A 22,899-nucleotide genomic window follows, 5' to 3' on the forward strand; every position below is an offset into this window, starting at 1 on the left:
AGGCCAGTAGCAGTGGCGCATAAGCCATGCACATTCGGTACGTAACCAGACCGAGGAGACAGAAACGACATGCCGCAACCGATTCAATCCACGCCCGCCGACGCGACGCGCCAAACGAATGCGACGGTAAGCACCGTGCGCCGCTCGAAAGCCCGCTATCAGATTCTCTCGCTGCTAGCGGTCGGCACGATGATCAACTATCTGGACCGCACGGTGCTCGGCATCGCGGCGCCGCAGTTGACCAAGGAGCTCGGCATCAACGCGGCGCTGATGGGGCTGCTGTTCTCTGTGTTTTCGTGGAGCTATGTGGCCTCGCAGATTCCGGGCGGCCTCTTTCTCGACCGCTTCGGCAGCAAGCTCACGTATTTCCTGTCGATGACGTTCTGGTCGCTGTGCACGCTAGCGCAAGGGCTCGTGCATGGCATCGGCGCGTTGTTCGTGTTCCGGCTCGGCCTCGGCGTGTCGGAAGCGCCGTGCTTTCCGACCAATAGCCGCGTGGTGGCCACATGGTTTCCGCAGAGCGAACGCGCGATGGCGACGGGCACCTACACGGTCGGCGAATATATCGGCCTCGCGTTTTTCAGCCCGTTCCTGTTCATGCTGATGGGCGCGTTCGGCTGGCGTTCGCTGTTCTACGCCGTGGGCGGCGTGGGCCTCGTGTTCGGTGTGATCTGGTGGATGTTCTATCGCGAACCGCACGATCATCCGACCGTCAATCAGGCGGAGCTCGACTATATCGAAGCAGGCGGCGGTCTGACGCACCGGAAGAAGGACGCCGATCGTGCCGGCGCGCCGGCTGCAGCGGCTGCTGCTGGGAAAAGCGGCTTCGAATGGCGCACCATTGGACGTCTGCTCAAGCATCGTCAGCTGGCCGGCATCTGCCTCGGCCAGTTCGCCGGTAACTCGACGCTGGTGTTCTTCCTCACCTGGTTTCCGACGTACCTCGCCACCGAACGCCATATGGCATGGCTGAAGATCGGCTTCTTCGCGATCATGCCGTTCATTGCCGCGTCGATCGGCGTGATGTTCGGCGGCATCTTCTCCGATTGGCTGTTGCGGCGCGGCAAGTCGCCGAATGTGGCGCGCAAACTGCCGATCATCGCCGGCCTGCTGCTCGCGTCGACGATCATTCTCGCCAACTATGTCGAGAGCAACGTGGTGGTGATCGTGATTCTGTCGGTCGCGTTTTTCGCGCAGGGAATGGCGGCGCTGGGCTGGACGCTGGTGTCGGACATCGCACCCGACGGCCTGCTCGGCGTGACGGGCGGTATCTTCAACTTCGCCGCCAATCTGGCCGGCATCGTGACGCCGCTGGTGGTAGGTTTCATCGTCGCGGCAACCGGCTCGTTCGTCGGTGCGCTGGTGTTCATCGGCGCGATCGCGTTGATCGGTGCGCTGTCATACATCTTTATCGTCGGCGATATCAAGCGGATCGTGCTGGTGGATTGAGCCGCACGCGTCGGCGAAATAGCGCGATCGAATAACCTGACGCAATCGAGAAGGGGGACGTGGCGATGCCACGTCCCCCTTCGTTCGTTTTCAGGCCGGCCTCAGTCTTCCTTGCGCACGAAACGCAGCACGGCGTCGACGATCATTGCGCGATGACGCGCCCGCAGGCGCGGGTGCGACGGATCGCGGCCGAACGCCGTCCCGAAGGTATGGCGATTGCCGACGCGGTGAAAGCACAGCGAGCTGATCAGCAGATGCAGGTCGATCGCATCGACGTCGCTGCGGAACAGTCCCGCCGCGATGCCGCGCGAAAGCAGATCTTCGATCGTATGAATGACGGTGACGTTGCGGCCTTTGAAGCTCTTCACCTGCTCGACGTACTTCGCACCGTGAATGTTCTCGATCGTCACGAGGCGTACGAAGTCGCGCTGGCGGTCGTGATAGTCGAACGTGAACTCGACCAGCGCGCGCATGCCCTCGATCGGATCGAGTTCGCTGACGTGCAGATCCTGTTCGAGCGCACGGATGTCGCCGTACACTTTTTCGAGCACCGCCTGATACAACCCTTCCTTGCTGCCGAAGTAGTAGTACAGCATGCGCTTGGTGGTGTTCGTGCGCTCCGCGATCGCGTCGACGCGCGCACCGGTCAGCCCCATCGCCGAGAACTCCTGGGTCGCGACGTCGAGGATGTTGCGCTTCGTCTGTTCGGGATCGTACTTGCGTCGGGCGTCGGCGCGCGGAGCGCCGGACGCGATGCCGGTGGTATCAGGCTCGGCGGCCTTGCTTCCCTTTTTCATTGTGTATTCGAGCGGCAGTGACGGCGCATTCTAGCATGGTGAAACCGGCCTCCGGAGCGGGTTTCGGGCATAAGCAGCCGCGTATTGAGTCGCGTATCGAATAGCGTCACGGCGTTGACCGGGTCGAGCTGCGGCGGGCGGCGAGTGCGTCGCGCGTCTGCATGGCGGTGTAGGTGAGTTGAGCGGCCGCGAGACCGAGCGCGCCGTAGGCAGGCGTCAAGCCGAAGGCCGCGAACGCGTCGGGCACCGGCCGTTCGCCGGAGATGGCCGCCGCCAGCAATTCGCCGGAGACGGTGGTCGGCGCCATGCCGTGGCCGCCGAAGCCGACCGCGTACCAGACGCCATCCGTGCTGCGGCCGATTTGCGGCATCTTGTGCCGCGCGTAGCTCATCAGGCCGCCCCAGGCGTACTCGATACGCACGTCGTGCAGTTGCGGATAGACTTTCAGCAGATCGCGCCGCAACAGCCGCGCGATGATGTCGGGGGCGCGGTCGCGCACCGAGATGCGGCCGCCCCACAGGATGCGCGTGTCGGGCAGCGGGCGGTAGTAGTCGAAGGCGAAGCGGGTGTCGTAGACGGCGGCGCGGGTGTCCATCGCGTCTTTCAGGCGTGCGCCGAGCGGTTCGGTCGCCATCACGTAAGTGGCGATCGGCAGCACTGCGCGCTCGACCCTTGCATAAACGTTGCGCGCATAGCCGCCGCCGGCCATCACCACGTGGCGCGCTTCGAGCGCGCCGTGCGGCGTATGCACCACGAAACCGGCGCCATCGCGCCGGGCGCCGTTGCGCTGGGCGCCGTCGCGCTGCAAGCGCACGACGGGCGACTTCTCGTGAATCTGCACGCCCGCATTGGCCGCGGCGTCGGCGACGCCGAGCACATATTTCAGCGGATGAAAGTGGAACGCGTTGCGCTCGAACAGGCCGCCGTGATAGCGGCTCGTCTTCAGTTGTGAAGCGAGTTCAGCGGCCGCCACAGGTTCCCACTCGACACCGAACGAATCCCGCATCAAACGCCGCTGCGCGTCGAGCCTTGCCGGTTCGTCGAACCAGTTGGCGAGGATGACGCCGGCATCGGTCACGTCGCAATCGATGCGGTAGCGCTGGATACGCTTCCTCACCAGATCGACGGCGTCGGTGGTCAGCGTATAGAGTTCGCGCGCGCGGGCCGGCCCAAGGGTTTTCAGCAGATCCGCGCAATCGAGGCTGTAGCCGCCGAACACGAAGCCGCCGTTGCGGCCGGAGGCGCCGAAGCCCACCTGTTCGGCTTCGAGAACGGCGATGTCGGCGACGCCGCGCTCGGCGAGTCCCAACGCCGTGGACAAACCCGCGAGGCCGCCGCCGATGATGCAGACGTTGACGCTGCGCCGCCCGGTTAGCGGCGCGTAAGCGGACGAGCGCCCGGCAGAGCGGGCGACAGTGGCTTCATAAAAGCTTTGCATAGTGTTGAGGTTAGATTAGGACACCGGCAGCAGCTTGCCGCTGAACACCACCGGACCTGTAGGCGCATTGTGATCGGGCGAGCCGCCCGGCGCCTCGATCGAGACCGCCAGCGCGGCGTAGCTTTCCGGTTTCTGCTGACCGGCCGTGACCTTGCCGTTGGCGCTGTCCGGCAGCATACCGAGCGACACCGGGTGGCCATTGGCCGGAATACCCCACAGCTCCATCGCCCGGCCGGCCGGCAAGTCGACCTTGCCGAGCGGATGCAGCGTCATGGTGGCGTGGGCTTTGTCCCACGCCACCAGCATGACCGGATGCGCTTCCTTGTCGTTCAGCACCGCGACGTGCGAAACGGCCGTTTCCGGCTGTTGCGCGACGGTTGGCGCCGTGGAAGGTGTCACGCCGGACGGCAGCAGCGAGCGTACGGCGACCACGACGGCGAGCGCGGCGAGCCCTGTCACGCCGATCGCCCAGCCACGCCAGAACGCGAGGTTCTCGAAGATGCTGCCGGACGGACGCGCGGGTTGTTCGGCCACGGTGCGGGGTTGTGTGACTTCGCGTGCTGCCTCACGTGCCGAGCTCAGGCCGAGACGCCGCTCGACGGTATCCCACACGGCGGCCGGCGGCATGCGCGGCTCCGCGAGTTCGGCCAACGGCGAGATTCGCCGCTGCCATTCTTCGACGGCCTGACGAATCACCGTGTCGTGGTCCGCGTAATGTTGGAAGCGGCGCCGCGCGCCACCGCGCAGCGTGCCGAGCACATACTCGGCGGCCAGCATATCGACCAGCTGAGGATAGCGATGGAGATTCATCACTCACCTCCCAGGCAGGCTTTCAGCTTGGCAAGACCGCGCCGGATCCAGGATTTGACCGTGCCGAGCGGCACCGTCAGAACTTGGGCGATCTCGCTATGGCTCTGATCACGCAGGTAGGCGAGGGCAACTGCCTGACGCTGCGCCGGTTCCAGTTGCTGCATGCAGCCGGCCAGCAGACGTGCCTGCAAGCTGACCGCACTCAGCGCTTCGGGATCCGGATCGCCGCTTGCAACAAGATCGTCCAACGCATCGCTCCATTCTGTTTCTTGTGTGTTGACCCGCCGCAGGTGATCGAGAGCACGGTTCCTGACGATCGCCGACATCCACGTCATCGGGGCGGACAGTGCCCGCCGGTAGTCATCGGCAAAGCGCCAGATATTGACGAAACTGTCCTGCAAGACTTCTTCGGCCCACTCGTGCCTGCTCAATATACGGAGTGCGATGCCAAACAGTTTCGGGGCGGCGAGATCATATAGCTCGCGCAGTGCCGCAGCGTCTTGTTTGGCAATGCGTTCGAGCAACCCGGCAAGGGTTTCCGGCGTCAGTTCTCGAGGATTGGCGGTCATGGAAAGTGGGGTGGTGAGCTTGCGGGCCCATGTTACTCAATTTCTTCCTGACCTTATATGTGGTTTTTCCCCGTGAACTGCGTTAGCTGAAATGCGTGGTCGTGATGATCACCGGCACGCGGCCGGCAACGTGTTCGAGCACCAGAAGCATGCGCGTGTTGCGCTCGTCGTCGGACAGCGCGAACTGCTCGGAGAAGTTCGCCAGAATGCACAGGCCGTTGGAACCCGCATCGATCATGAAATCGATGCAGCGTTTCTGGCCGTCCAGGTCGAGACGGCTGGCCTCGTCGAAGATGGTCGGTGCGACGGGGAACACGCCTTGCAATGGAGCAGGGTTGTGGGGTTGGGCCACGGTGATGTGCGTTGTGCTTCATCGAGTGACTGTGCGGGCAGACGGCGGGACAGAAGCTGGGGCAGATGAAGGGGCCGCCGGTGGCGCAAGCAGCGCAAAAAGCAAAAAAACGCCTGAAACGGCGGTTTTTCGACCCACGGAAGATAACGAATATCTCACGCCAGGCGACACGCCGCCATGTCTTGCGACGGGGTGTTGCGGCGGCGACACTCTCGGGTAAATCCGAACCGATTGCATGTTCGTTTTCCGAGCTACACTTGATCGAAGGTGCGCCAGAATCAAGAGCATGGCGCACGCTCGGGGAGAGCAGCCATGAATCGGCCACTGGTTCGTTTACCGCTTCGCGCGATAAGTACGGCGCCTGTCAGGAGATGGCTCAAATGGGGGCTGGCAGCGGCATTTCTGCTTGCGCTGGCTTTGGCGGCCCGCTTTATCCAGGTCGAGATCGAAACGTCTCGACTGCAGGCGCGCTATCTCTCCGAACTCACGCGCGACGTGGGTTTTTCCGTCGACAACGGTCCAAGTCATTCCATTCGATTCCCTCAGGCAGACAAAGGACCCTACGACAGCCGCCTCGGCTACGCCTTGCTACCATCGTTCCAGCAGCGATTGCTGCAACGCGGGTTTGAAATCAGCGCACAGTCGCGTGATTCCGAGCGGATGCTGTCGCTGGCCAATAACGGTCTATTTATTCCCTACGCCGAAAAAGATCAGGCGGGGCTGCAACTCTTCGACGGTACCGGCGCGCCGCTCTTTGGTGCACAGTTTCCGGGCCGCGTTTATGACAGCTTCGATTCGATCCCGCCGCTGGTCGTCAATTCGCTGCTGTTTATCGAAGACCGCTATCTGCTCGATCCGGATCAGCCGAACCGCAATCCGGCGATCGACTGGGGGCGCTTTAGCCGCGCGGTAGTCGACCAGGGCGCGCGCATGTTCAACCGGCATCAGTCGACGCCCGGCGGCAGCACGCTCGCTACGCAGATCGAGAAGTTCCGCCACTCGGCGGGTGGGCGCACAGCCACGCCGCCGGAGAAATTGCGGCAAATCGCTTCGGCCTCAGTGCGCGCTTATCTGAATGGCCCGCAGACCCTGCCCGCACGCCAGCAGATCGTCGTCCACTATCTCAACTCGGTGCCGCTTGCCGCGCAACCGGGCATCGGCGAAATCAATGGAATCGGCGACGGTCTGGCCGCCTGGTATGGTCGCGATTTCAACGACGTCAACCGCATTCTCAAAGCGCCGTCCACAGATGAGAATCTTGCCGAGCAGGGCGTCGCATTTCGCCAGGTTCTTTCGCTGATGATCGCGCAGCGCGCGCCGTCGTATTTCCTGCGTCACGGCTATACCGAACTCGAACGTCTGACGGATAGCTATTTGCGGTTGCTGGCGAACGGCGGCGTCATCACGATTGCGCTGCGCGATGCCGCGTTGTCCGCACAAGTGGACCTGCGCCACGCACTGAACAATACGCAGAACGCGGACTCGTTCGTGTCTCGCAAGGCTGTGACGTCGATGCGCTCGCATCTGCTGGCGGCGCTCGGTATTCCGAGTTTCTATGAACTCGACCGGCTCGATTTGCAGGCGACAGGCACGCTCAACAACGCCGTGCAGCAGGCCGTGAGTGAACGCCTCGCCGCTGCCGCCACGCGGGATGGCGCGAAAGCCGCCGGAATCGTCGGCTATGAAATGCTGCGCGCCTCCGACGATCCGTCGAGAATCGCCTATAGCTTCACACTGTTCGAGCGGCGCGACGGCGCAAACCTCGTGCGGGTGCAAACCGATAGCGTCAACCAGCCATTCGACATCAATTCCGGCGCACGCCTGAATCTCGGCTCGACCGCGAAAATGCGTACGGTGGTGACGTATTTGCAGATCGTCTCCGACCTGCATGCGCGTTATGCACCGCTGAGCACAGCGGAGCTGAAAGCCGTGAAGCCCGACCCGAACGATCAGCTCACGCGCTGGGCGCTCGACTATCTGACGCATACCTCGGACCGCTCGCTACCAGCCATGCTCGATGCGGCCGTGGAACGCAAATACTCGGCGAGTCCGGGCGAAACGTTTTATACGGGCGGCGGCGCGCAGAGCTTCAATAACTTCGACTCCGACGACAACAGCCGCATTCTCACCGTGCACCGCGCATTCCAGCATTCGGTGAATCTGGTGTTCGTGCGGCTGATGCGCGATATCGTCCACTACGAGATGGTGCAGACCACCGGACCGTCGTCGCAATGGCTGGGCGATCCGGCGATGCGCAAGATGTATCTCACGCGTTTCGCCGATCAGGAAAGCCGCGTGTATATGAATCGCTTCTACACGAAGTACCACGGCAAAGCGCCCGAGCAGCAGCTGGCCTTGCTGCTGCTCGGCGTGCGCAAATCACCGCCTAAGGTGGCGACGGTGTTGCGCAGTGTGGCACCGGACGAATCGAATGCGTGGTTCAACGCGAAGATGCGTGCCGCGTTGAAGAACATGCCGGCTGCCTCCATGCTGGACGATGAGGATCTGGCGAACCTGTATGACAAATATGCGATCGACCGCTTCAATCTGAACGATCGCGGCTACATTTCGAGCGTGCATCCGCTTGAGTTGTGGACCCTCAACTATCTGCGCGCTCATCCTGACGCGACGCTCGACCAGATACAGAACGCGAGCCGCGACGTGCGCCTGTCGACGTATTCGTGGCTATTCAAGACCCGCTATCACGCCACCCAGGATCGCCGCATCAAGCGGATGGTCGAATTGCGTGCGTTCGATGCGATCGGCAAATCCTGGCAGGCGCTCGGCTATCCGTTTGCGACGCTCACGCCGTCGTATGCGGCGGCGATTGGCGCGTCCGGCGACCGCCCGGCTGCGCTTGCGCAACTGATTGGTGTGATTGCTAACGATGGCAACAAGGTGCCGACAGAAAGCCTCACCCAACTCGACTTCGCGAAAGATACGCCGTACGAAACGCATTTCCAGCGTGCGGCGGTAGCGCCGCAGCAGCAACTGTCGCCGGAGATTGCCGGGGTAGTCAGGGGGTTGTTGCGTGACGTGGTATTGGGCGGTACGGCCAAGCGTCTCGCGCAGGGCATGACGTTCCCCAACGGCCAGACACTTGAGATTTACGGCAAGACCGGCACTGGCGATCAGCGCTTCAACGTGTGGGCCAAAGGCGCGCGTCTGATCGAGTCGCGCAAGGTGAACCGCAGTGCAACCTTCGTGTTTGTGATGGGAGACCGCTTCTACGGCACGCTGACCGCCTGGGTGCACGAGCCGTATGCAGCCCATTACGACTTCACGAGTGCGCTCTCGGTGCAGTTGCTGAAGTCGCTCGCGCCGGTGTTGCAGCCGTTGCTGGACAATCCGCCTGCCAAAACCGCTTCTGTAACGAAGGTGACCGAGCAATAAGCGCTTGGGTTAGCAACGGGCAATGACTGCTTGATAACCGTGCGAGACGTTATGGACGAAGTCGTGCTCCGTGTGATCTCGCAAGAGAAGGGCCGCTGTCAGTGGCTAATAACCGGCATCTGTTGCCGGCTTAAGGAACAGTTCGTGCACGGGCGCGAAATGGGCGTATAGCGGCAGAATCGCACCGCCCATTGCCCGCGCATCGGCGCCGATGGTGCCTTCCAGTAGTTGCGGGCGCACCATTCCCTCCCATTCAAAGCGATCGAGCACGCGCTCGGTTCGGCGGATGATTTCGCGGACCAGTTGCCGGTCGAGCTCGCCGTCGATCACCACCGCTTCAAGGTCGAGCAAGGCAGCCGCATTGGTCAACGCGCTGGCGATGGCCGGGCAAGCGGTGTCGAGCCATTGTTCGGTCAGCCGCCACATTTCAGGCGACAACGCGCGATGGTCATGCGCGGCGGCGGCCGGCGCACCCGCATCGCTCAACAGCCGTTCCAGAATAAAGCCCGATGCTGCGTGCAGCAGTTGCCGCGCGGGTTTGCGAGCGCTGCCGTCCCGCAGCGGTATCGAGCCGACTGCGCCCGCGTTGTCGTGCGGTCCGGCATGCAAACGGCCGTCGATCACCAGGCCGCCGCCGATAAACGTGCCGACGAACAGGTAGAGAAAATTGTGAATCCCGCGGCCCTGGCCCATCACGAGTTCGGCCGCGCAGGCGGCGGTGGTGTCTTTGGCGAACTCGACCGGCAAGCCCGTCATCGTCGCGATGCGACTGCGCAAGTCGATCTCGTGCCACGCTTCCAGCGCTTCTTGCGGCGCGCCGAGAAAGTCGCGCCAGCCGCCGAGCCACAACGGCGCCGCCACGCCCACGCCAACCACTTTGTGCGCCTTCGCGCCGAGCGTCTGATTCACGCGTGCCAGTTTGCTTTCGAGCGCAGGGAATAAGGTGCGCGGATCGGGATAGGCATAGTCGACTACATCGCGGCACACCACGCGGCCCGCGAAATCCATCGCCAGTACGTCGAGACTGCGGCGTCCCACCTTGATGCCGATGGTGTACGCGCCGTCGGCACGCAACGCGATCGGCACCGAGGGTTGACCGATGCGGCCGCGCACGCGCGCCTGCTTCTCGAGCAGGCCATCGTCGATCAGACGGTCGACGATCATCGACACCGTCTGCATCGACAGCCGCGTGAGACGGCCCACGTCGGCTTTCGGCAGCGGTCCATGCAAACGGATCGCCTGCAGGACGATTCGTTCATTGAACTGCCGCATGCCGACCTGATTCGAGCCGACCGTGCGTTTAAGGGGCGAGCGGGTGCCGGTAGTATCCATCGTCGCGTGCCCCTCAGCGGGATGCAACCATCATGCAATCGCCTTGACGTCCGCTGTCTTCGCGCCCGTCATGATCGCCACGGCCTCCGACATGTGGATGTCTTTGGTGTTCACGAGCGCCGCGCGCCGGCCGAGCCGCTGGATATGAATGCGGTCCGCGACTTCGAACACGTGCGGCATGTTGTGGCTGATCAGGATGACCGGCAGGCCGCGCTCGCGCACGCGGCGGATCAGTTCGAGCACCATGTTGCCTTCCTTCACGCCGAGCGCGGCGGTGGGCTCGTCGAGAATCACCACATGCCGCGCGAACGCCGCGCTGCGCGCCACAGCCACGCCCTGACGCTGGCCGCCGGATAACGTTTCGACCGCCTGGCGCATCGAGCGGATGCCGATTTGCAGATCCTTCATATGCGCGGTGGCTTCGTCGAGCATGCGGCGCTTGTCGATCATCTTGAAGATCGAGCCGCGCCAGCCCGGTTTGACAAGCTCACGGGCGAGAAACAGGTTTTCGGCGATGCTCATGGCGGGCGCCACCGCGAGTTCCTGGTACACGGTTTCGATGCCTTGGGCGCGTGCATCCAGAGGGCTGCGGAATTTGACCGGCTTGCCGTCGAGCAGGATTTCGCCTTCATCGGGAACGGTGGCGCCCGAAAGCGCCTTGATCAGCGAGGACTTGCCCGCGCCGTTATCGCCGATCACGGCGAGAATCTCGCCGGGCAGCACTTCGAAATCGCAGCCGTCGAGCGCGGTGACGTTGCCGTAGCGTTTGACGAGTCCGCGTGCCTGCAGAACGGGCATCACGGCAGAAACGGAAGTAGGTGTCGACATGACAGGTTCCTTTGAGCGTTCAACCGCGACGATGGGAAAGTTTGTCCGCGGCGACCGCGAGAATCACCAGCATGCCGGTGATCAACACCTGGTAGACCGAAGAGACGCCGATCAGCGTCAGGCCATTGCGAAACACGCCGACGATCAGCGCGCCGAGCAGTGTGCCGGTAATCGAGCCACGTCCGCCGAACAGACTCGTGCCGCCCAGCACCACCGCCGTAATGCTGTCGAGGTTCTCGGTTTGCCCCGCCTGCGGATCGCCGACGCCGGTGCGCGACACCGACAACAGCGCGGCGATACCGTAGATCGCGCCGGCCAGCGAATACACGGTGAGCAAAATCTTCTGCGACGAGAGGCCCATCAAGCGCGCGGCTTCGGGGTTATTGCCGAGCGCATACAGATGACGGCCTGGCACGGTGTCGCGCAAGACGAACCACGTCGCCACGTACATCAGCAGCGTGAGCACCGTGCCGTAGGTGACATCGGCTGGGCCGAGCTTGAACGTGTTGCCGAGGAACATGATTGCGTCCGGCAGATTCGAGACACTCTCCGCGTTCGAATAGATCTGCGTGAGTGCGAACGCGATGTTCAGGGTACCGAGCGTGACGATGAAGGCTGGCAGTTTGATGCGTGTGATCAGCACGCCGTTGAGCGTGCCGAACAGCGTGCTCGCGGCAATGCCGCACAGAATCGCGAGAATGGGCGGCACGCCGAGCGTGACCGCGAATTTGGTCATGATGATCGAGCCGAACGCCATCACCATCCCGCACGACAGATCGATCCCGCCTGTCAGCACGATCAGCGTCTGGCCGATGGCGATGACGGCGACCACCATCGTCTGCTGCAGGATCAGCGAGAGGTTCTGGAACGACAGGAACCGGTTGCTCTGCGAAATAAAGAAGCCGCAGGCCAGCAGCAGGGCGATCAGCGGTCCGATTTCAGCGAGCGACGGCAAGCGGTCGGCGAAGGGGCGCGAGTGGCTGGCGGGCGCGGAAGGGGTCGACATGATAGGTGTCCTCGATGCATAAGCGTGGCGGGTTGGCCACGCGGTATATGCGCGGGGCCGGCCATCCGGCAACCCAACGGAGCGGGCCGCCGTTCAATGCGCGTTACTTGTTGCCCCAGCAGTTGTCGAGGCCGAACTTCGTATTCTTGCTGTCGACGCCGGACATCGGCTTGTCGGTGATCAGCGTCACGCCCGTGTCCTGATAGCCGGAGACCTTCTTCCCGGTCTTCGCGTAATCGACGCCCGCCGTCACGCCGAGCGCGGCCATCTTCAACGGATACTGCTGCGAGGTCGCGGCAATCGCGCCGGCCGTCACATTGCGTACGCCTTCGCAGCCGCCGTCGATCGAAACGATCATCACGCTCTTATCCTTGCCCGCCGCTTTGAGCGCACGATACGCACCCGCTGCGGCCGGTTCGTTGATCGTGTAGACCACGTTGATATCCGGCGATTTCTGCAGGCAGTTTTCCATCGCCGTCTGGCCCTTCGACTGATCGCCGCGGGTGTCCTGGCTGCAGACGATCGACGGATCGCCTTCCTTCACGCCGAAGCCTTCCAGGAAGCCGTTATGACGCAGCACGCCGACCGATACGCCGGGTGCGAGGTCGAGCGTGGCAATCTTCGCGGGCTTGCCGTTCATGGCCGCTTTCGCATACCTGCCGATCAGCACGCCGGCTTTGAAGTTGTCGGTGGCGAAGAGGGCGTCCGTGGCATCTTGCGGATCGGTCGGCGTGTCGAGTGCAACCACCATCACACCGGCCGCGCGCGCTTTCCTGATGCTCGGCACGATCGCTTTGGTATCGCTCGGCGTGATCAGAATCGCTTTTGCGCCGGCCGTCATCATGTTTTCGATGGCAGTGACCTGGCTCGCGTTGTCGCCGTCGAACTTGCCGGCGGCGGTGATCAGCTTGGCGCCGTCTTTCGAGGCAGCCGCTTCGGCGCCCTGTTTCATCTTCACGAAGAACGGATTGGTGTCCGTCTTGGTGATGAGGCCGACGACAGGCTGGTCGGCCGCCTGGCTCGCGCTCGCACACCACGCTGCCGATGCCGCGATGCACATCGACACGATTTTCCTGGCGACAGGAAGCCTGTGGGAATTCAGATTCATGGGACGCTCCTCCGGTTATTGGCCACGACGCTGTGAACTGTGGGCGGTAGCGCACGCGAACGCTGCGCGCTTGCCACCTGCTTGCACCTGCTTGCAATCTGGTTTGGAACCTGTAGCGATTTCGAGTCAGTCCGAAGCCGGCTGCTTAAATCACTTTAGTTGATTTAGTACAGCAGGCATGGGGACGCTCGTCAAGAAAACGATCGGGCCGGAAGTTGACGTGCTGAAGCCGCCACGAGGGCGGCGAGTCATACGTGGCGGGGCTTGGCGGAGGTGGTGGGGTGCAAGGTCGAGCAACGGAACTTCGGGAAAGTCCTGGTTCGTTTGAAAGCTAATTGAAGACTTAAGTGATCTTTCGCGACAGATTTACATCCGCGTCAGCGCTGCCGTTCGATTCATCATCTGCTGGATCAGGACTGGGCGCTCAATTTCGCACCTGACGGCCAGGACGCACTTATCGACTATCTGTTCACGCCGGAATGTTGCGGCAAAACGCGCTCATCGCGAAACGCCGAAATGCACCATTTTAGGCATCAAACGATGCTATTATTGGTGCTAATATTTGCGGAGATTCCCATGCGCACGACTATTTCGCTTGATGACGACTTGATCGCCAAGGCTCAAGCCTATACAGGCGTGGAGGAAAAAACGGCACTCGTGCGTGAAGCGCTAAAGGCTTTGATCCAGCGTGAAGCCGCGAAACGACTCGCGAATCTCGGCGGTAGCCAACCGGGCATCAAGGGCGCGCCGCGTCGCCGGCAGGACGTCGAATGATTCTTGTCGACACGTCGGTCTGGATTGACCATATCAACGCCTCTGATTCCATGCTGATTAGCCTGCTTGCCGAGGAGCGCGTGCTGGCTCATCCCTATGTGATAGGCGAGATTTCGCTCGGTAGTCTGCGTGACCGTGACGTCGTGCTTGGCGCGTTGCTCGATCTGCCGCGCGCGCCAGTTGCAACGCCGGAGGAGACGTTTTATCTGATCGAGCGCGAAGGCTTGTTCAATCGCGGAATCGGATATGTCGATACATCGCTGTTGGCATCCGTGCGCCTACAGCCCGGCACCACTCTCTGGACACGCGACAAGCGGTTGAAGAAGGTTGCCGATGAACTCAATCTCGGCGCGGTGCTCGCGCATTAGATAACGGAAAGGCGGTTTTGCCGATGCCCGATCAAGCTGCCGGACCATCGCGAGCGACTGAGCCCCGGCCCCGGTCTGACGGAATATCTCCGCAATACTGCCGGTAACGTCCGCGGCGCGCTCGATCTGGTGGGCGAGATCTTCCATCTGTTCGGCCCAGGCCAGCACGCGCGCGCCAAATGCCGTCACGGTGCAGCCTGACGGCACCCGGTCGATGAGCGGCTCGCCCAGCCGCCGTTCAAGCTCGATCAGGCGGCGCGACAAGGTCGGCGCGCTCAGATCACATGCCGCCGCAGCGGCTCGCATAGTCCCGCCGCGCGCGATCTCCACCAGAATCCGCAAGTCGTCCCAGTCTACGTGTTCCATTTTTGAAACGCTCGATTTTGAAATTGGGCATAGCATAACGTGGATGGCGAGGATAGCATTGGACCTGGCCATACTCGTCCCGGCATCTGGCGGAGAAACCCGAGGGTTTCATCGGCAGCTGGCGGCAAGTGTGGCGACCTGACCCATCACACGACTCAACGGCTATCAATACGTAGACCGAACGAGCGATACGGAGACATCGATGATTCGTCATTTCCAGCCGGCGCGGCGTCGCGCCATCGTAGCCAGCGCAGCCTTCCTCGCAGTGTCGATTCTGCCGATGCCCACTGCGTTCGCCCAAGCCACCCAGGCCGCTCACAAGCCGAAAGTCGCGCTGGTGATGAAGTCGTTGGCGAACGAGTTTTTCCTGACCATGGAAACCGGCGCCAAGGATTATCAGAAGCAGAACCCCACGAAATTCGATCTCGTCACGAACGGTATCAAGGACGAAACGGATACGGCTAACCAGATTCGCATCGTCGAGCAGATGATCGTGTCGAAGGTCGACGCACTCGTGATCGCCCCGGCCGATTCCAAGGCGCTGGTGCCGGTGCTCAAGAAGGCGGTCGACGCCGGCATTATCGTGGTCAATATCGACAACAAGCTGGATCCGGATGTGCTCAAGTCGAAAGACCTCAACATCCCGTTCGTCGGGCCGGATAACGCCAAGGGCGCATTGAAGGTGGGCGACTACCTGGCCAGGCATCTGAAGTCGGGCGACAACGTCGCCATTATCGAAGGCGTCTCGACCACCACCAACGCGCAGCAACGCTCGGCCGGCTTCAGGCAGGCCATGGCGGCGGGCGGCATGAAGGTCGTGTCGCTGCAGTCGGGTGAGTGGGAAATCGACAAGGGCAACGCTGTAGCGAGCCAGATTCTCAATGCGAACCCGGACGTCAAGGCGCTGCTGTGCGGCAATGACAACATGGCAATCGGCGCGGTATCGGCCGTGCGCGCGGCGGGCAAGGCCGGCAAGGTGCAGGTGGTGGGCTACGACGACATCAATGCGATCAAGCCGATGCTCGCCGATGGCCGCGTTCTCGCCACAGCGAATCAGTACGCCGCCAGGCAGGCCGTGTTCGGTATCGACACGGCTTTGAAGGCACTGGCTGAGCACAAGAAACAGTCGGAATTGTCGGGCGTCGTCGAAACGCCTGTCGATCTGGTCACCAAGTAAGACTGGCATAGCGCGTGGCCCTTGTTGTTCATGTCGCACGCGGGCCGCGCCGCCTGATCTTTGTCTGGCTTTATCAATCTGATGTCCACTCCCTTCCTGTCCTTGGCCGATGTCCCGCCCGTGTTGAGTGTTCGCGGCATCGGCAAGACCTACGCGGGGCCGGTGCTCGCCGATATCTCGCTGGAATTGCACGCGGGCGAGGTGCTGGCGCTGACCGGCGAAAACGGCGCGGGCAAGAGCACCTTGTCCAAGATCGTCGGCGGTCTCGTTCCGCCGACTACCGGTTCGATGACGCTCGGCGGCGCTGCCTACACGCCGGCCAGCCGCAAGGACGCCGAGGCGCTCGGCGTGCGCATGGTCATGCAGGAGTTGAACCTGCTGCCGACCCTCTCGGTGGCGGAGAATCTGTTCCTGAACCGCTTGCCGCAGCGCGGCATGTTCGGCTGGATCGACCGCGCCAAACTGCGCGAGGACGCCCGGCACGCCATGGCGCAAGTCGGGCTCGACGCGATCCACCCTGACACGCTGGTGGGCACGCTGGGCATCGGGCATCAGCAGATGGTCGAGATCGCGCGCAATCTGATCGGCGATTGCCGCGTGCTGATCCTCGACGAACCCACGGCAATGCTGACCGCCCGCGAGGTGGACCTGCTGTTCGAGCAGGTCGAACGGCTCAAGGCGCGCGGCGTGGCCTTGGTGTACATCTCGCACAGACTGGAAGAGTTGAAGCGTATCGCGGGGCGCGCTGCCGTGCTGCGCGACGGGCGGCTCGTGCATGTCGACGAGATGGCCAATCTCCCGGCCGACCGTCTGGTCACGCTGATGGTGGGGCGCGATATCGGCGAGCGGATCGATCTCGGCGAGCGGCGCATTGGCGACGTGGCGCTCAAGGTCACGGGCATGACCCGCGAGCCGGCCGTGCGCGAGGTGTCTTTCGAAGTGAAGGCCGGCGAAATTTTCGGCATCAGCGGTTTGATCGGCGCGGGCCGCACGGAATTGATGCGGCTCATCTACGGGGCCGACCGCGCGGATGCCGGTACGGTGGCGATCGCGCATGGCGGCGGGCCGCTTGCGCCGGTGAAGGTTTCGTCGCCAACGGACGCGGTGAAGAACGGCATCGCGCTGATTACGGAGGACCGCAAAGGCGAGGGCCTCCTGCTGACGCAGCCTATTGCGGCCAATATCTCGCTCGGCCATCTGCGCGCGGTGTCGAAGAACGGCGTGGTGGACGGCCGTCGCGAGGCGGCGCTGGCGCGCAAACAGATCGATGCGATGAGCATCCGTAGCGCGGGGCCGTCGCAACCGGTGTCCGAACTCTCGGGCGGGAACCAGCAGAAGGTGGTGATCGGGCGCTGGCTCGCGCGCGATTGCACGGTGCTGCTGTTCGACGAACCGACGCGCGGCATCGACGTCGGCGCGAAGTTCGATATCTATGCCTTGATGGGTGCGCTCGCGCGGGAAGGCCGCGCGTTGGTGGTGGTGTCGAGCGATCTGCGCGAGTTGATGTCGATTTGCGACCGGATTGGGGTGATGTCGGCAGGACGGATGACCGGCATGTTCGAGCGCGGAAGCTGGACACAGGACGCGCTGCTGGCAGCGGCGTTCGCGGGCTACACGAAACGTGACGCGCTGCTGCACGATCCGATCGAACCCGACGCACGGGCGCCCCACGCGAAAGCGCCCGGTGCAGCGGCGCTCGATGCAAAGGCGCCCAGTGAAAAGGCACCCGACGCAGCGGCTCCCGACGAAAAATCGCCCAGTGAAAAGGCGCCCGGTGCACCGGCGCCCGACGAAAAATCTGTGGAGGATTGAAGCATGACCGCACCAACCAGCCTGCCTACGTTGCAGAACGAACCGCCCAAAGACGCGAAGCCGATCGGCACGCGTCTTGGATTCTCGAACTACCTCGGCCTGCTCGGCGCGTTGCTCGGGATGATCGTCCTGTTCTCGCTGCTGAGTTCGCACTTCCTGAGCTACGACACCTTCAGCACGATCGCGAACCAGATTCCCGATCTGGTCGTGATGTCGGTCGGCATGACCTTCGTGCTTATCATCGCCGGGATCGACCTGTCGGTCGGCTCCGTGCTGGCGCTCGGCGCGGCGCTCACGAGCGTCGCGGCCTTGCAGTGGCACTGGCCGGCGTTGCCCGCGGCCTTGCTCGGCATGGCGGGGGCGGCCTTGACGGGCTGCGTGACCGGCGCGATTACCGTGGCCTGGCGGATTCCTTCGTTCATCGTGTCGCTCGGCGTGCTCGAGGCGGCCCGTGGTCTTGCGTACCAGATGACCAACTCCCGCACGGCCTACATTGGCGATGCGTTCGATTTCCTGTCCAACCCGATTGCGTTCGGCATTTCTCCCGCGTTCCTGATTGCCGTCGTCGTGATGGTCGCGGCGCAGTTGGTACTGACCCGCACGGTGTTCGGGCGCTATCTGATCGGCATCGGCACAAACGAGGAAGCGGTGCGTCTCGCGGGCGTCAACCCGCGGCCCTACAAGATTGCCGTTTTCGCGATGATGGGCCTGTTAGCCGGCCTCGCGTCCCTGTTCCAGATTTCGCGGCTCGAGGCAGCGGACCCGAATGCCGGCTCGGGCATCGAATTGCAGGTGATCGCGGCCGTCGTGATCGGCGGAACGAGTTTGATGGGCGGGCGCGGCTCGGTGATCAGCACGTTCTTTGGCGTGTTGATCATCTCGGTGCTGGCCGCAGGCCTCGCCCAGATCGGGGCGACCGAGCCGACCAAGCGCATCATCACGGGGGCGGTCATTGTCGTGGCTGTCGTGCTGGATACATATAGAAGCCGGCGCCGCGCCGCATAAATTGACCAATATGGACCATGCGTAGATGGTCAGCAGGAGAGTGAACGTGTCGAAAGAAGCGAAGCAGGGCCGCGTACTCGTGGTGGGCAGCATCAATACCGACCTGGTCGCCCGTGCCCCGCATTTGCCGCGGGCCGGCGAGACGATCGGCGGACATGAGTTCTCGCAGGTTGCCGGCGGCAAGGGTGGCAACCAGGCCGTAGCGGCCGCTCGCATCGGCGCGCGCGTGGCGATGGTTGGCCGCGTGGGGAAAGATGCGAACGGCGCCCAGCGGGTCCAGGATCTGGAAGCGGAGGGTATCGACTGCGCGGGTATTGACGTCGACCCGGCCCAGCCTACCGGCGTGGCGATGGTGACGGTGTCGGACGACGGGCAGAACACGATCGTGGTGGTCGCGGGCAGTAACGGCGAACTCACGCCTGAGAACGTCGCGCGCCACGAAGCGGCGATCAAGGTCAGCGACGTCGTGGTCTGCCAACTGGAAACGCCGTGGGATTCCGTCCACGCAACCCTCGCGCTCGCACGGCGGCTGGGCAAGATCACCGTGCTGAACCCGGCGCCGGCAACCGGCCCGCTGCCCGCGGAATGGCTGCCGCTCGTCGACTATCTTGTGCCGAACGAGGTCGAGGCCGCGATACTCGCCGGCCTGCCGGTCGAATCGCAAAGCGGCGCGAGAAGGGCGGCGCTGGAACTGCAACGCGGCGGCGCCCGCAACGTGATTGTCACGCTCGGTGCGCAAGGCGCTTACCTGTTGCCGGAAGGCGGCGAAGGCACGCATTTTGCCGCGCCGCAGGTGCGGGCGGTCGATACGACCGCGGCCGGCGATACCTTTATCGGTGTCTTTGCCGCCCAACTCGCCGCCCGGCAACCGCTGGAAGGCGCGATCAGCCTTGCACAACGCGCGGCTTCGATTTCCGTCACGCGCGCGGGTGCTCAGCCGTCGATCCCGACTCGCGCGGAAGTCGACCGCGCAGCCTGAGAATCTGTCATAGGGCCGAGGTCCGGCTCAGACCCGGCCCGGATCGAACAGATTCGAACTGAAATCGCAGCACTGCGCGGCGAGCCGTGCGATTTCTGCATTGAGCGATACGTCTGACGATTGAGAAGGTTAAAGATTTGCGTTCTGCATGTCGTTATCCAGTCCAATAGGTCGGGACCATCGGACATATTCGTGCCTCACGAAGGGATGGGATGAACGATGCAATAGCTCTTCGGGGGAATGAATCTTGAATCACCAACGATCGCCATGGTCGCGCGCAGCGGCTCCGGGCGAAGTCATCTATTCGGAAGGCTTCGCAGGCGATGCCGTCATCTACGTGATCGCAGACGGCAAAGTCGAAATCTCCACTCAATGCGACGACAAAAAGGTCATTCTCGCCACGCTGGGAAAGGGCGAGTTTTTTGGCGAAGTGTCCTTGTTGCCGGCCGAACCGCGCGCACACACCGCGAAAGCCATTAGCTTCTGTCAGTTGACCGTGATCGCGGCAAGCGTCGTGGAAGAGGAGCTCGAACGCGTATCGCCGCTGCTGCGCCATATCGTGCGCACCATGATCCGCCGCGTGAAGAAGAAGGACGATATCCTCGCCACCAATACGCATGCCGATTTTCTGCCAGGTGTTCTCTCGTACGCGCATGTTCTGTCGCTGATGGCAGGCACTGAGAACGCAGACCGGGTGGACGGACGCACGCGTCGCGCTCAAGGGGAGGAATTCTCGCTGCCCCTGCCTGAAGTCATCAAGAAGTGCCATGCGATTGCGGGCCATTCCCGTCCGCATGTGATGGCGATGCTCAAGCGCATGGAAAAGCTCAACCTCGTGACGCTCGAACCGGGCCGCTCCGATCGCGTCAGCACGATGTCTGCGCGCTATTCGACGCAAGACGGCGCAGCCGGGCGGCAGCTCGTGACCTTCGATCCCGTGCGGATCACGGAACGGGCGCAGCAGGTGGCGGACCACGATCTCGATGTCTCGATCAATAGCGAACTGGAACTGATCGAGCTCGCGGACCTGGAAGCGCTGATCGGCGTCGAGAAGAATCTGATTCTCAACAAGCTCTCGAATGGGGAAATTGCGGAAGACATCTTCGCGTTTCGCAAGACCCGGGTACTGAACTACGTCGAGGAAAAGGGCATCACGTATTTTTCCCGGCGCAATCCTCGTGGCACAAGCGAAATCAAGTCTCTGGCCGACCTGGAGTTTGTCGACCAGCGAACCTTGTTCGAAGCCGTGAGCGCCTTCGACACCTATGACCTCGCAAAATTGCTCGCCGCGGTGACGGGCGAGCCGGTCGCCGATCGTTTGTTCTCGGTGATGACCGAGGCGCGAAAGAAGGAGGTGTCGTGGGTCATGCGTCGTGAAATCAAGATCGATCCGCTCGAGATTGCCGAGATCGAAGAGCGATTCATCGAGACCGTACGCGCGATCAAATCGTCGGCCGCCTCTGCGGCGCCGCTTTCCAATGTGGATGTCTGACGCCTGGTGGTCGGACAACAGGCCGCGTTCAGGTCCGGTCCGATGACCGGGGCAGCCATTCGAGAGGATGTATGGATCTTTTGACGCTATTTGGCGCCCTGTTTGGCGTGACGGCCATCGTGGCCGGATTTTCGCTCGAGGGCGGGCACTTCACCTCGCTGTTTCAGCTGGAGGCGTTCGTGATCGTTTTGGGCGGCACCTTTGGTGCGGTGATGATCCAGAACACGTGGGCCAGGTTTTATGACGGCGTGAAGCAACTGCGGCTCGCCTTTGTGAAAGCGCGGCAGGTCGACCGGGAAAGCTTGTCGGTCCTGCTCGAGTGGGGCGATCAGGCGAAGCTGAACGGCATGCTCGTGTTCGAGTCGATCGAGGCTGCCGGCATCAATCCGTTTGCCAAACGAGGCCTGGAGCTGCTGGCCAACGGGGTCTCGACTGCCGTGCTCGAAGACGCCTTGCAACGGGAACTGGATGCCTATGAGCGCAATCACATGGCGGCCGCGCGGATCTGGCAGCAGGCGGGTGGCTATGCGCCGACGTTCGGCATTCTGGGCGCGGTGCTTGGCCTGATCCAGGTGACCGGCCATATGCTCGAGCCGGCGCAACTCGGGCAAGGTATTGCCGTCGCGTTTGTCGCGACCCTGTACGGTCTCGCGTTGGCGAATCTGGTCTTTCTGCCGTTGTACGGAAAGATCAGGGCGCAGGTGGATAGCGAATTGCGCTTTAGACGCTTATACCTCGATGGCTTGCTCGCGATTTCGCGCAAGGAGTCGCCCCACACGATCGAAACCCGGCTGGCGGGCGACATCCGGGAAAGATCGGCTGAGTTGCTGGGCTAAGCGGCCTCGAAGCCGGCCTCGAGCGGTTGGCGGCAGCGCGCCAGGCGCCCATTCAAACGCAATTCGGAAGCAGACGTTTCGAGCATGAGCACCTCTTCGGGTAACAAGCGCCTTGCGGCGGACAGAACCGGCTATCAGCACGACGACCACGACGGCGACGGCGAGGCGCAGTCCGGGCGCTGGCTGATTTCCTATGCGGACCTCATCACCACGCTGATGGTGCTGTTCCTCGCGCTTTACGTGCTGCAGTTGGCGAAAAACCGCGAGCTCGAAGTAAAGGCGCTCGCGCACCGCGAGGTGAACGGGCAGACGCCTGCCGGCAGCGCTCGCGCGCCAGTCGCCGTGGCTGGCGTGCCCGATGCCGCGAGGCGGCAGCTTCTTTCGTTGCTGGCGCCGCTTCAGGACAACCGCCAGATCACGATTTCGAATGCCTCACAGGGTGTGGAAATCGCCATCAACGCGAAAGTGCTCTTCAACTCGGGCGACGCGCATTTGTTGCCGGAATCTTTCGGGGTGTTGGATCAGATCGCCGGGGTACTGCGCGACCGTTCGAAAAACAATATCCTCGTCGAGGGACACACGGACAGTGTGCCGATATCGACCGCGAAGTACGAATCCAACTGGGAACTGTCGTCGGCACGCGCCGGTGCCGTGGTTCGATTCTTTGCCGATAAGGGAATCGAACCTCACAGAATGGCCGCTATCGGCAGGGCGGACAACTTTCCGCTGATCATCGGCGACGATGCGGCAGCGCGAGCTGCGAATCGCCGCGTCACTATTCTTGTGGAATATTGAGGCGCGAGAAGAGTGAGCTCGCTGCGAATCAACACGTGTCTCTCTGCCGTCCACATGAATCAAAACAGGTCAGTTCACGCGGCTTCTCATGCAGCGGTGAACCAAGCCGGACGCCATATGCTTCGCGAGCATCCACGGTGCCATGTGACGTGCGAGGCGCGATGCTTTTCTGTCGGCCGCTCGCAAAACAATATCGCTTGAAACACACCGTTT

General features: G+C 62.6%; 20 protein-coding genes and 1 pseudogene. 11 read left to right on the forward strand and 10 right to left on the reverse strand.

Annotated features, from left to right (window positions below; genetic code table 11):
* Positions 1-69: 69 nt before the first annotated feature.
* Complete coding sequence (locus tag P3T22_RS06945; RefSeq protein ID WP_429324587.1) at positions 70-1,449, forward strand: MFS transporter; 1,380 nt, start codon at positions 70-72, stop codon at positions 1,447-1,449.
* Positions 1,450-1,550: 101 nt separating this feature from the next.
* Here P3T22_RS06945 and P3T22_RS06950 read toward each other — a convergent pair whose 3' ends face one another.
* The 5 genes and pseudogenes from P3T22_RS06950 to P3T22_RS06970 form a co-directional block, all read right to left on the reverse strand.
* Positions 1,551-2,246: a TetR family transcriptional regulator gene (locus P3T22_RS06950; RefSeq protein WP_063499819.1), complete on the reverse strand. Its 696-nt coding sequence runs from the start codon at positions 2,244-2,246 to the stop codon at positions 1,551-1,553.
* Positions 2,247-2,352: 106 nt separating this feature from the next.
* The gene (locus P3T22_RS06955; RefSeq protein WP_429324588.1) at positions 2,353-3,684 is read right to left on the reverse strand and encodes an NAD(P)/FAD-dependent oxidoreductase; all 1,332 of its coding nucleotides are present in this window, start codon (positions 3,682-3,684) and stop codon (positions 2,353-2,355) included.
* 15 nt (positions 3,685-3,699) lie between these two features.
* Positions 3,700-4,494, reverse strand: a complete 795-nt coding sequence (locus P3T22_RS06960) for an anti-sigma factor (protein WP_429324589.1) — start codon at positions 4,492-4,494, stop codon at positions 3,700-3,702.
* A complete protein-coding gene (locus P3T22_RS06965; RefSeq protein ID WP_429324590.1) occupies positions 4,494-5,063 on the reverse strand; it encodes an RNA polymerase sigma factor in 570 nt (189 codons plus the stop codon). The genes P3T22_RS06960 and P3T22_RS06965 overlap by 1 nt, the downstream gene beginning before the upstream one ends.
* An 85-nt stretch (positions 5,064-5,148) precedes the next feature.
* Positions 5,149-5,388, reverse strand: a pseudogene (locus tag P3T22_RS06970) (dihydrodipicolinate synthase family protein); the annotation flags it as partial.
* A 339-nt stretch (positions 5,389-5,727) separates the two neighbouring features.
* Here P3T22_RS06970 and P3T22_RS06975 point away from each other — a divergent pair.
* A complete protein-coding gene (locus tag P3T22_RS06975; RefSeq protein WP_429324591.1) occupies positions 5,728-8,808 on the forward strand; it encodes a transglycosylase domain-containing protein in 3,081 nt (1,026 codons plus the stop codon).
* A gap of 105 nt (positions 8,809-8,913) precedes the next feature.
* On the opposite strand, the gene P3T22_RS06980 is transcribed toward P3T22_RS06975, so the two are convergent.
* The 4 genes from P3T22_RS06980 to P3T22_RS06995 all read right to left on the reverse strand — a co-directional run bounded on the left by P3T22_RS06980 (position 8,914) and on the right by P3T22_RS06995 (position 13,082).
* Complete coding sequence (locus P3T22_RS06980; RefSeq protein ID WP_429324592.1) at positions 8,914-10,140, reverse strand: ROK family transcriptional regulator; 1,227 nt, start codon at positions 10,138-10,140, stop codon at positions 8,914-8,916.
* Between the two features lie 30 nt (positions 10,141-10,170).
* Complete coding sequence (locus P3T22_RS06985) at positions 10,171-10,968, reverse strand: ATP-binding cassette domain-containing protein (RefSeq protein WP_063499812.1); 798 nt, start codon at positions 10,966-10,968, stop codon at positions 10,171-10,173.
* 19 nt (positions 10,969-10,987) lie between these two features.
* The gene (locus P3T22_RS06990) at positions 10,988-11,974 is read right to left on the reverse strand and encodes an ABC transporter permease (RefSeq protein WP_063499811.1); all 987 of its coding nucleotides are present in this window, start codon (positions 11,972-11,974) and stop codon (positions 10,988-10,990) included.
* 103 nt (positions 11,975-12,077) lie between these two features.
* Complete coding sequence (locus P3T22_RS06995) at positions 12,078-13,082, reverse strand: sugar ABC transporter substrate-binding protein (RefSeq protein WP_063499810.1); 1,005 nt, start codon at positions 13,080-13,082, stop codon at positions 12,078-12,080.
* A gap of 576 nt (positions 13,083-13,658) precedes the next feature.
* Between P3T22_RS06995 and P3T22_RS07000 the strand changes: the two genes are divergently transcribed.
* Together P3T22_RS07000 and P3T22_RS07005 are read left to right on the forward strand one after the other, a co-directional pair.
* A complete protein-coding gene (locus P3T22_RS07000) occupies positions 13,659-13,856 on the forward strand; it encodes a type II toxin-antitoxin system VapB family antitoxin (RefSeq protein WP_063499809.1) in 198 nt (65 codons plus the stop codon).
* A complete protein-coding gene (locus tag P3T22_RS07005) occupies positions 13,853-14,224 on the forward strand; it encodes a type II toxin-antitoxin system VapC family toxin (protein ID WP_063499808.1) in 372 nt (123 codons plus the stop codon). Before P3T22_RS07000 ends, P3T22_RS07005 begins: the two co-directional genes overlap by 4 nt.
* Here P3T22_RS07005 and P3T22_RS07010 read toward each other — a convergent pair.
* A complete protein-coding gene (locus P3T22_RS07010) occupies positions 14,135-14,662 on the reverse strand; it encodes a LysR family transcriptional regulator (protein WP_429324593.1) in 528 nt (175 codons plus the stop codon). The two genes, P3T22_RS07005 and P3T22_RS07010, sit on opposite strands and share 90 nt — an antisense overlap.
* Before the next feature lie 130 nt (positions 14,663-14,792).
* Here P3T22_RS07010 and P3T22_RS07015 point away from each other — a divergent pair, with 130 nt between their 5' ends.
* The 7 genes from P3T22_RS07015 to P3T22_RS07045 all read left to right on the forward strand — a co-directional run bounded on the left by P3T22_RS07015 (position 14,793) and on the right by P3T22_RS07045 (position 22,686).
* Positions 14,793-15,767 carry a sugar ABC transporter substrate-binding protein gene (locus tag P3T22_RS07015; RefSeq protein ID WP_429324594.1) on the forward strand — a complete coding sequence of 325 codons (975 nt, stop codon included), beginning with the start codon at positions 14,793-14,795 and terminating at the stop codon, positions 15,765-15,767.
* 81 nt (positions 15,768-15,848) lie between these two features.
* Positions 15,849-17,579, forward strand: coding sequence for an ATP-binding cassette domain-containing protein (locus P3T22_RS07020; RefSeq protein ID WP_429324595.1), 1,731 nt, complete (start codon positions 15,849-15,851; stop codon positions 17,577-17,579).
* 3 nt (positions 17,580-17,582) lie between these two features.
* A complete protein-coding gene (locus tag P3T22_RS07025) occupies positions 17,583-18,584 on the forward strand; it encodes an ABC transporter permease (protein WP_063499806.1) in 1,002 nt (333 codons plus the stop codon).
* 46 nt (positions 18,585-18,630) lie between these two features.
* The gene (rbsK, locus tag P3T22_RS07030; RefSeq protein WP_429324596.1) at positions 18,631-19,563 is read left to right on the forward strand and encodes a ribokinase; all 933 of its coding nucleotides are present in this window, start codon (positions 18,631-18,633) and stop codon (positions 19,561-19,563) included.
* A 247-nt stretch (positions 19,564-19,810) separates the two neighbouring features.
* On the forward strand, positions 19,811-21,055 hold the full coding sequence (locus tag P3T22_RS07035; protein WP_063499804.1) for a Crp/Fnr family transcriptional regulator: 1,245 nt from the start codon (positions 19,811-19,813) through the stop codon (positions 21,053-21,055).
* Between the two features lie 71 nt (positions 21,056-21,126).
* Positions 21,127-21,891: a flagellar motor protein gene (locus tag P3T22_RS07040; protein WP_063499803.1), complete on the forward strand. Its 765-nt coding sequence runs from the start codon at positions 21,127-21,129 to the stop codon at positions 21,889-21,891.
* 84 nt (positions 21,892-21,975) lie between these two features.
* Positions 21,976-22,686 carry an OmpA family protein gene (locus tag P3T22_RS07045; RefSeq protein ID WP_429324597.1) on the forward strand — a complete coding sequence of 237 codons (711 nt, stop codon included), beginning with the start codon at positions 21,976-21,978 and terminating at the stop codon, positions 22,684-22,686.
* The last annotated feature ends 213 nt before the right edge of the window (positions 22,687-22,899 follow it).

The sequence above is a fragment of the Paraburkholderia sp. GAS348 genome, from assembly GCF_050434205.1.
Classification (GTDB): Bacteria; Pseudomonadota; Gammaproteobacteria; order Burkholderiales; family Burkholderiaceae; genus Paraburkholderia.

Excerpts from the sequence above, each read along its gene's own strand:
- P3T22_RS06965 (WP_429324590.1), bottom strand. The coding sequence starts at position 5,063 with ATGACCGCCAATCCTCGAGAACTGACGCCGGAAACCCTTGCCGGGTTG.
- P3T22_RS06960 (WP_429324589.1), bottom strand. The coding sequence starts at position 4,494 with ATGAATCTCCATCGCTATCCTCAGCTGGTCGATATGCTGGCCGCCGAG.
- P3T22_RS07020 (WP_429324595.1), top strand. The coding sequence starts at position 15,849 with ATGTCCACTCCCTTCCTGTCCTTGGCCGATGTCCCGCCCGTGTTGAGT.
- P3T22_RS06945 (WP_429324587.1), top strand. The coding sequence starts at position 70 with ATGCCGCAACCGATTCAATCCACGCCCGCCGACGCGACGCGCCAAACG.
- P3T22_RS07045 (WP_429324597.1), top strand. The coding sequence starts at position 21,976 with ATGAGCACCTCTTCGGGTAACAAGCGCCTTGCGGCGGACAGAACCGGC.
- P3T22_RS06975 (WP_429324591.1), top strand. The coding sequence starts at position 5,728 with ATGAATCGGCCACTGGTTCGTTTACCGCTTCGCGCGATAAGTACGGCG.
- P3T22_RS06985 (WP_063499812.1), bottom strand. The coding sequence starts at position 10,968 with ATGTCGACACCTACTTCCGTTTCTGCCGTGATGCCCGTTCTGCAGGCA.
- P3T22_RS06995 (WP_063499810.1), bottom strand. The coding sequence starts at position 13,082 with ATGAATCTGAATTCCCACAGGCTTCCTGTCGCCAGGAAAATCGTGTCG.
- P3T22_RS06955 (WP_429324588.1), bottom strand. The coding sequence starts at position 3,684 with ATGCAAAGCTTTTATGAAGCCACTGTCGCCCGCTCTGCCGGGCGCTCG.
- P3T22_RS07010 (WP_429324593.1), bottom strand. The coding sequence starts at position 14,662 with ATGGCCAGGTCCAATGCTATCCTCGCCATCCACGTTATGCTATGCCCA.
- P3T22_RS07015 (WP_429324594.1), top strand. The coding sequence starts at position 14,793 with ATGATTCGTCATTTCCAGCCGGCGCGGCGTCGCGCCATCGTAGCCAGC.
- P3T22_RS07000 (WP_063499809.1), top strand. The coding sequence starts at position 13,659 with ATGCGCACGACTATTTCGCTTGATGACGACTTGATCGCCAAGGCTCAA.
- P3T22_RS07025 (WP_063499806.1), top strand. The coding sequence starts at position 17,583 with ATGACCGCACCAACCAGCCTGCCTACGTTGCAGAACGAACCGCCCAAA.
- P3T22_RS07005 (WP_063499808.1), top strand. The coding sequence starts at position 13,853 with ATGATTCTTGTCGACACGTCGGTCTGGATTGACCATATCAACGCCTCT.
- P3T22_RS07040 (WP_063499803.1), top strand. The coding sequence starts at position 21,127 with ATGGATCTTTTGACGCTATTTGGCGCCCTGTTTGGCGTGACGGCCATC.
- P3T22_RS06950 (WP_063499819.1), bottom strand. The coding sequence starts at position 2,246 with ATGAAAAAGGGAAGCAAGGCCGCCGAGCCTGATACCACCGGCATCGCG.
- P3T22_RS06980 (WP_429324592.1), bottom strand. The coding sequence starts at position 10,140 with ATGGATACTACCGGCACCCGCTCGCCCCTTAAACGCACGGTCGGCTCG.
- P3T22_RS06990 (WP_063499811.1), bottom strand. The coding sequence starts at position 11,974 with ATGTCGACCCCTTCCGCGCCCGCCAGCCACTCGCGCCCCTTCGCCGAC.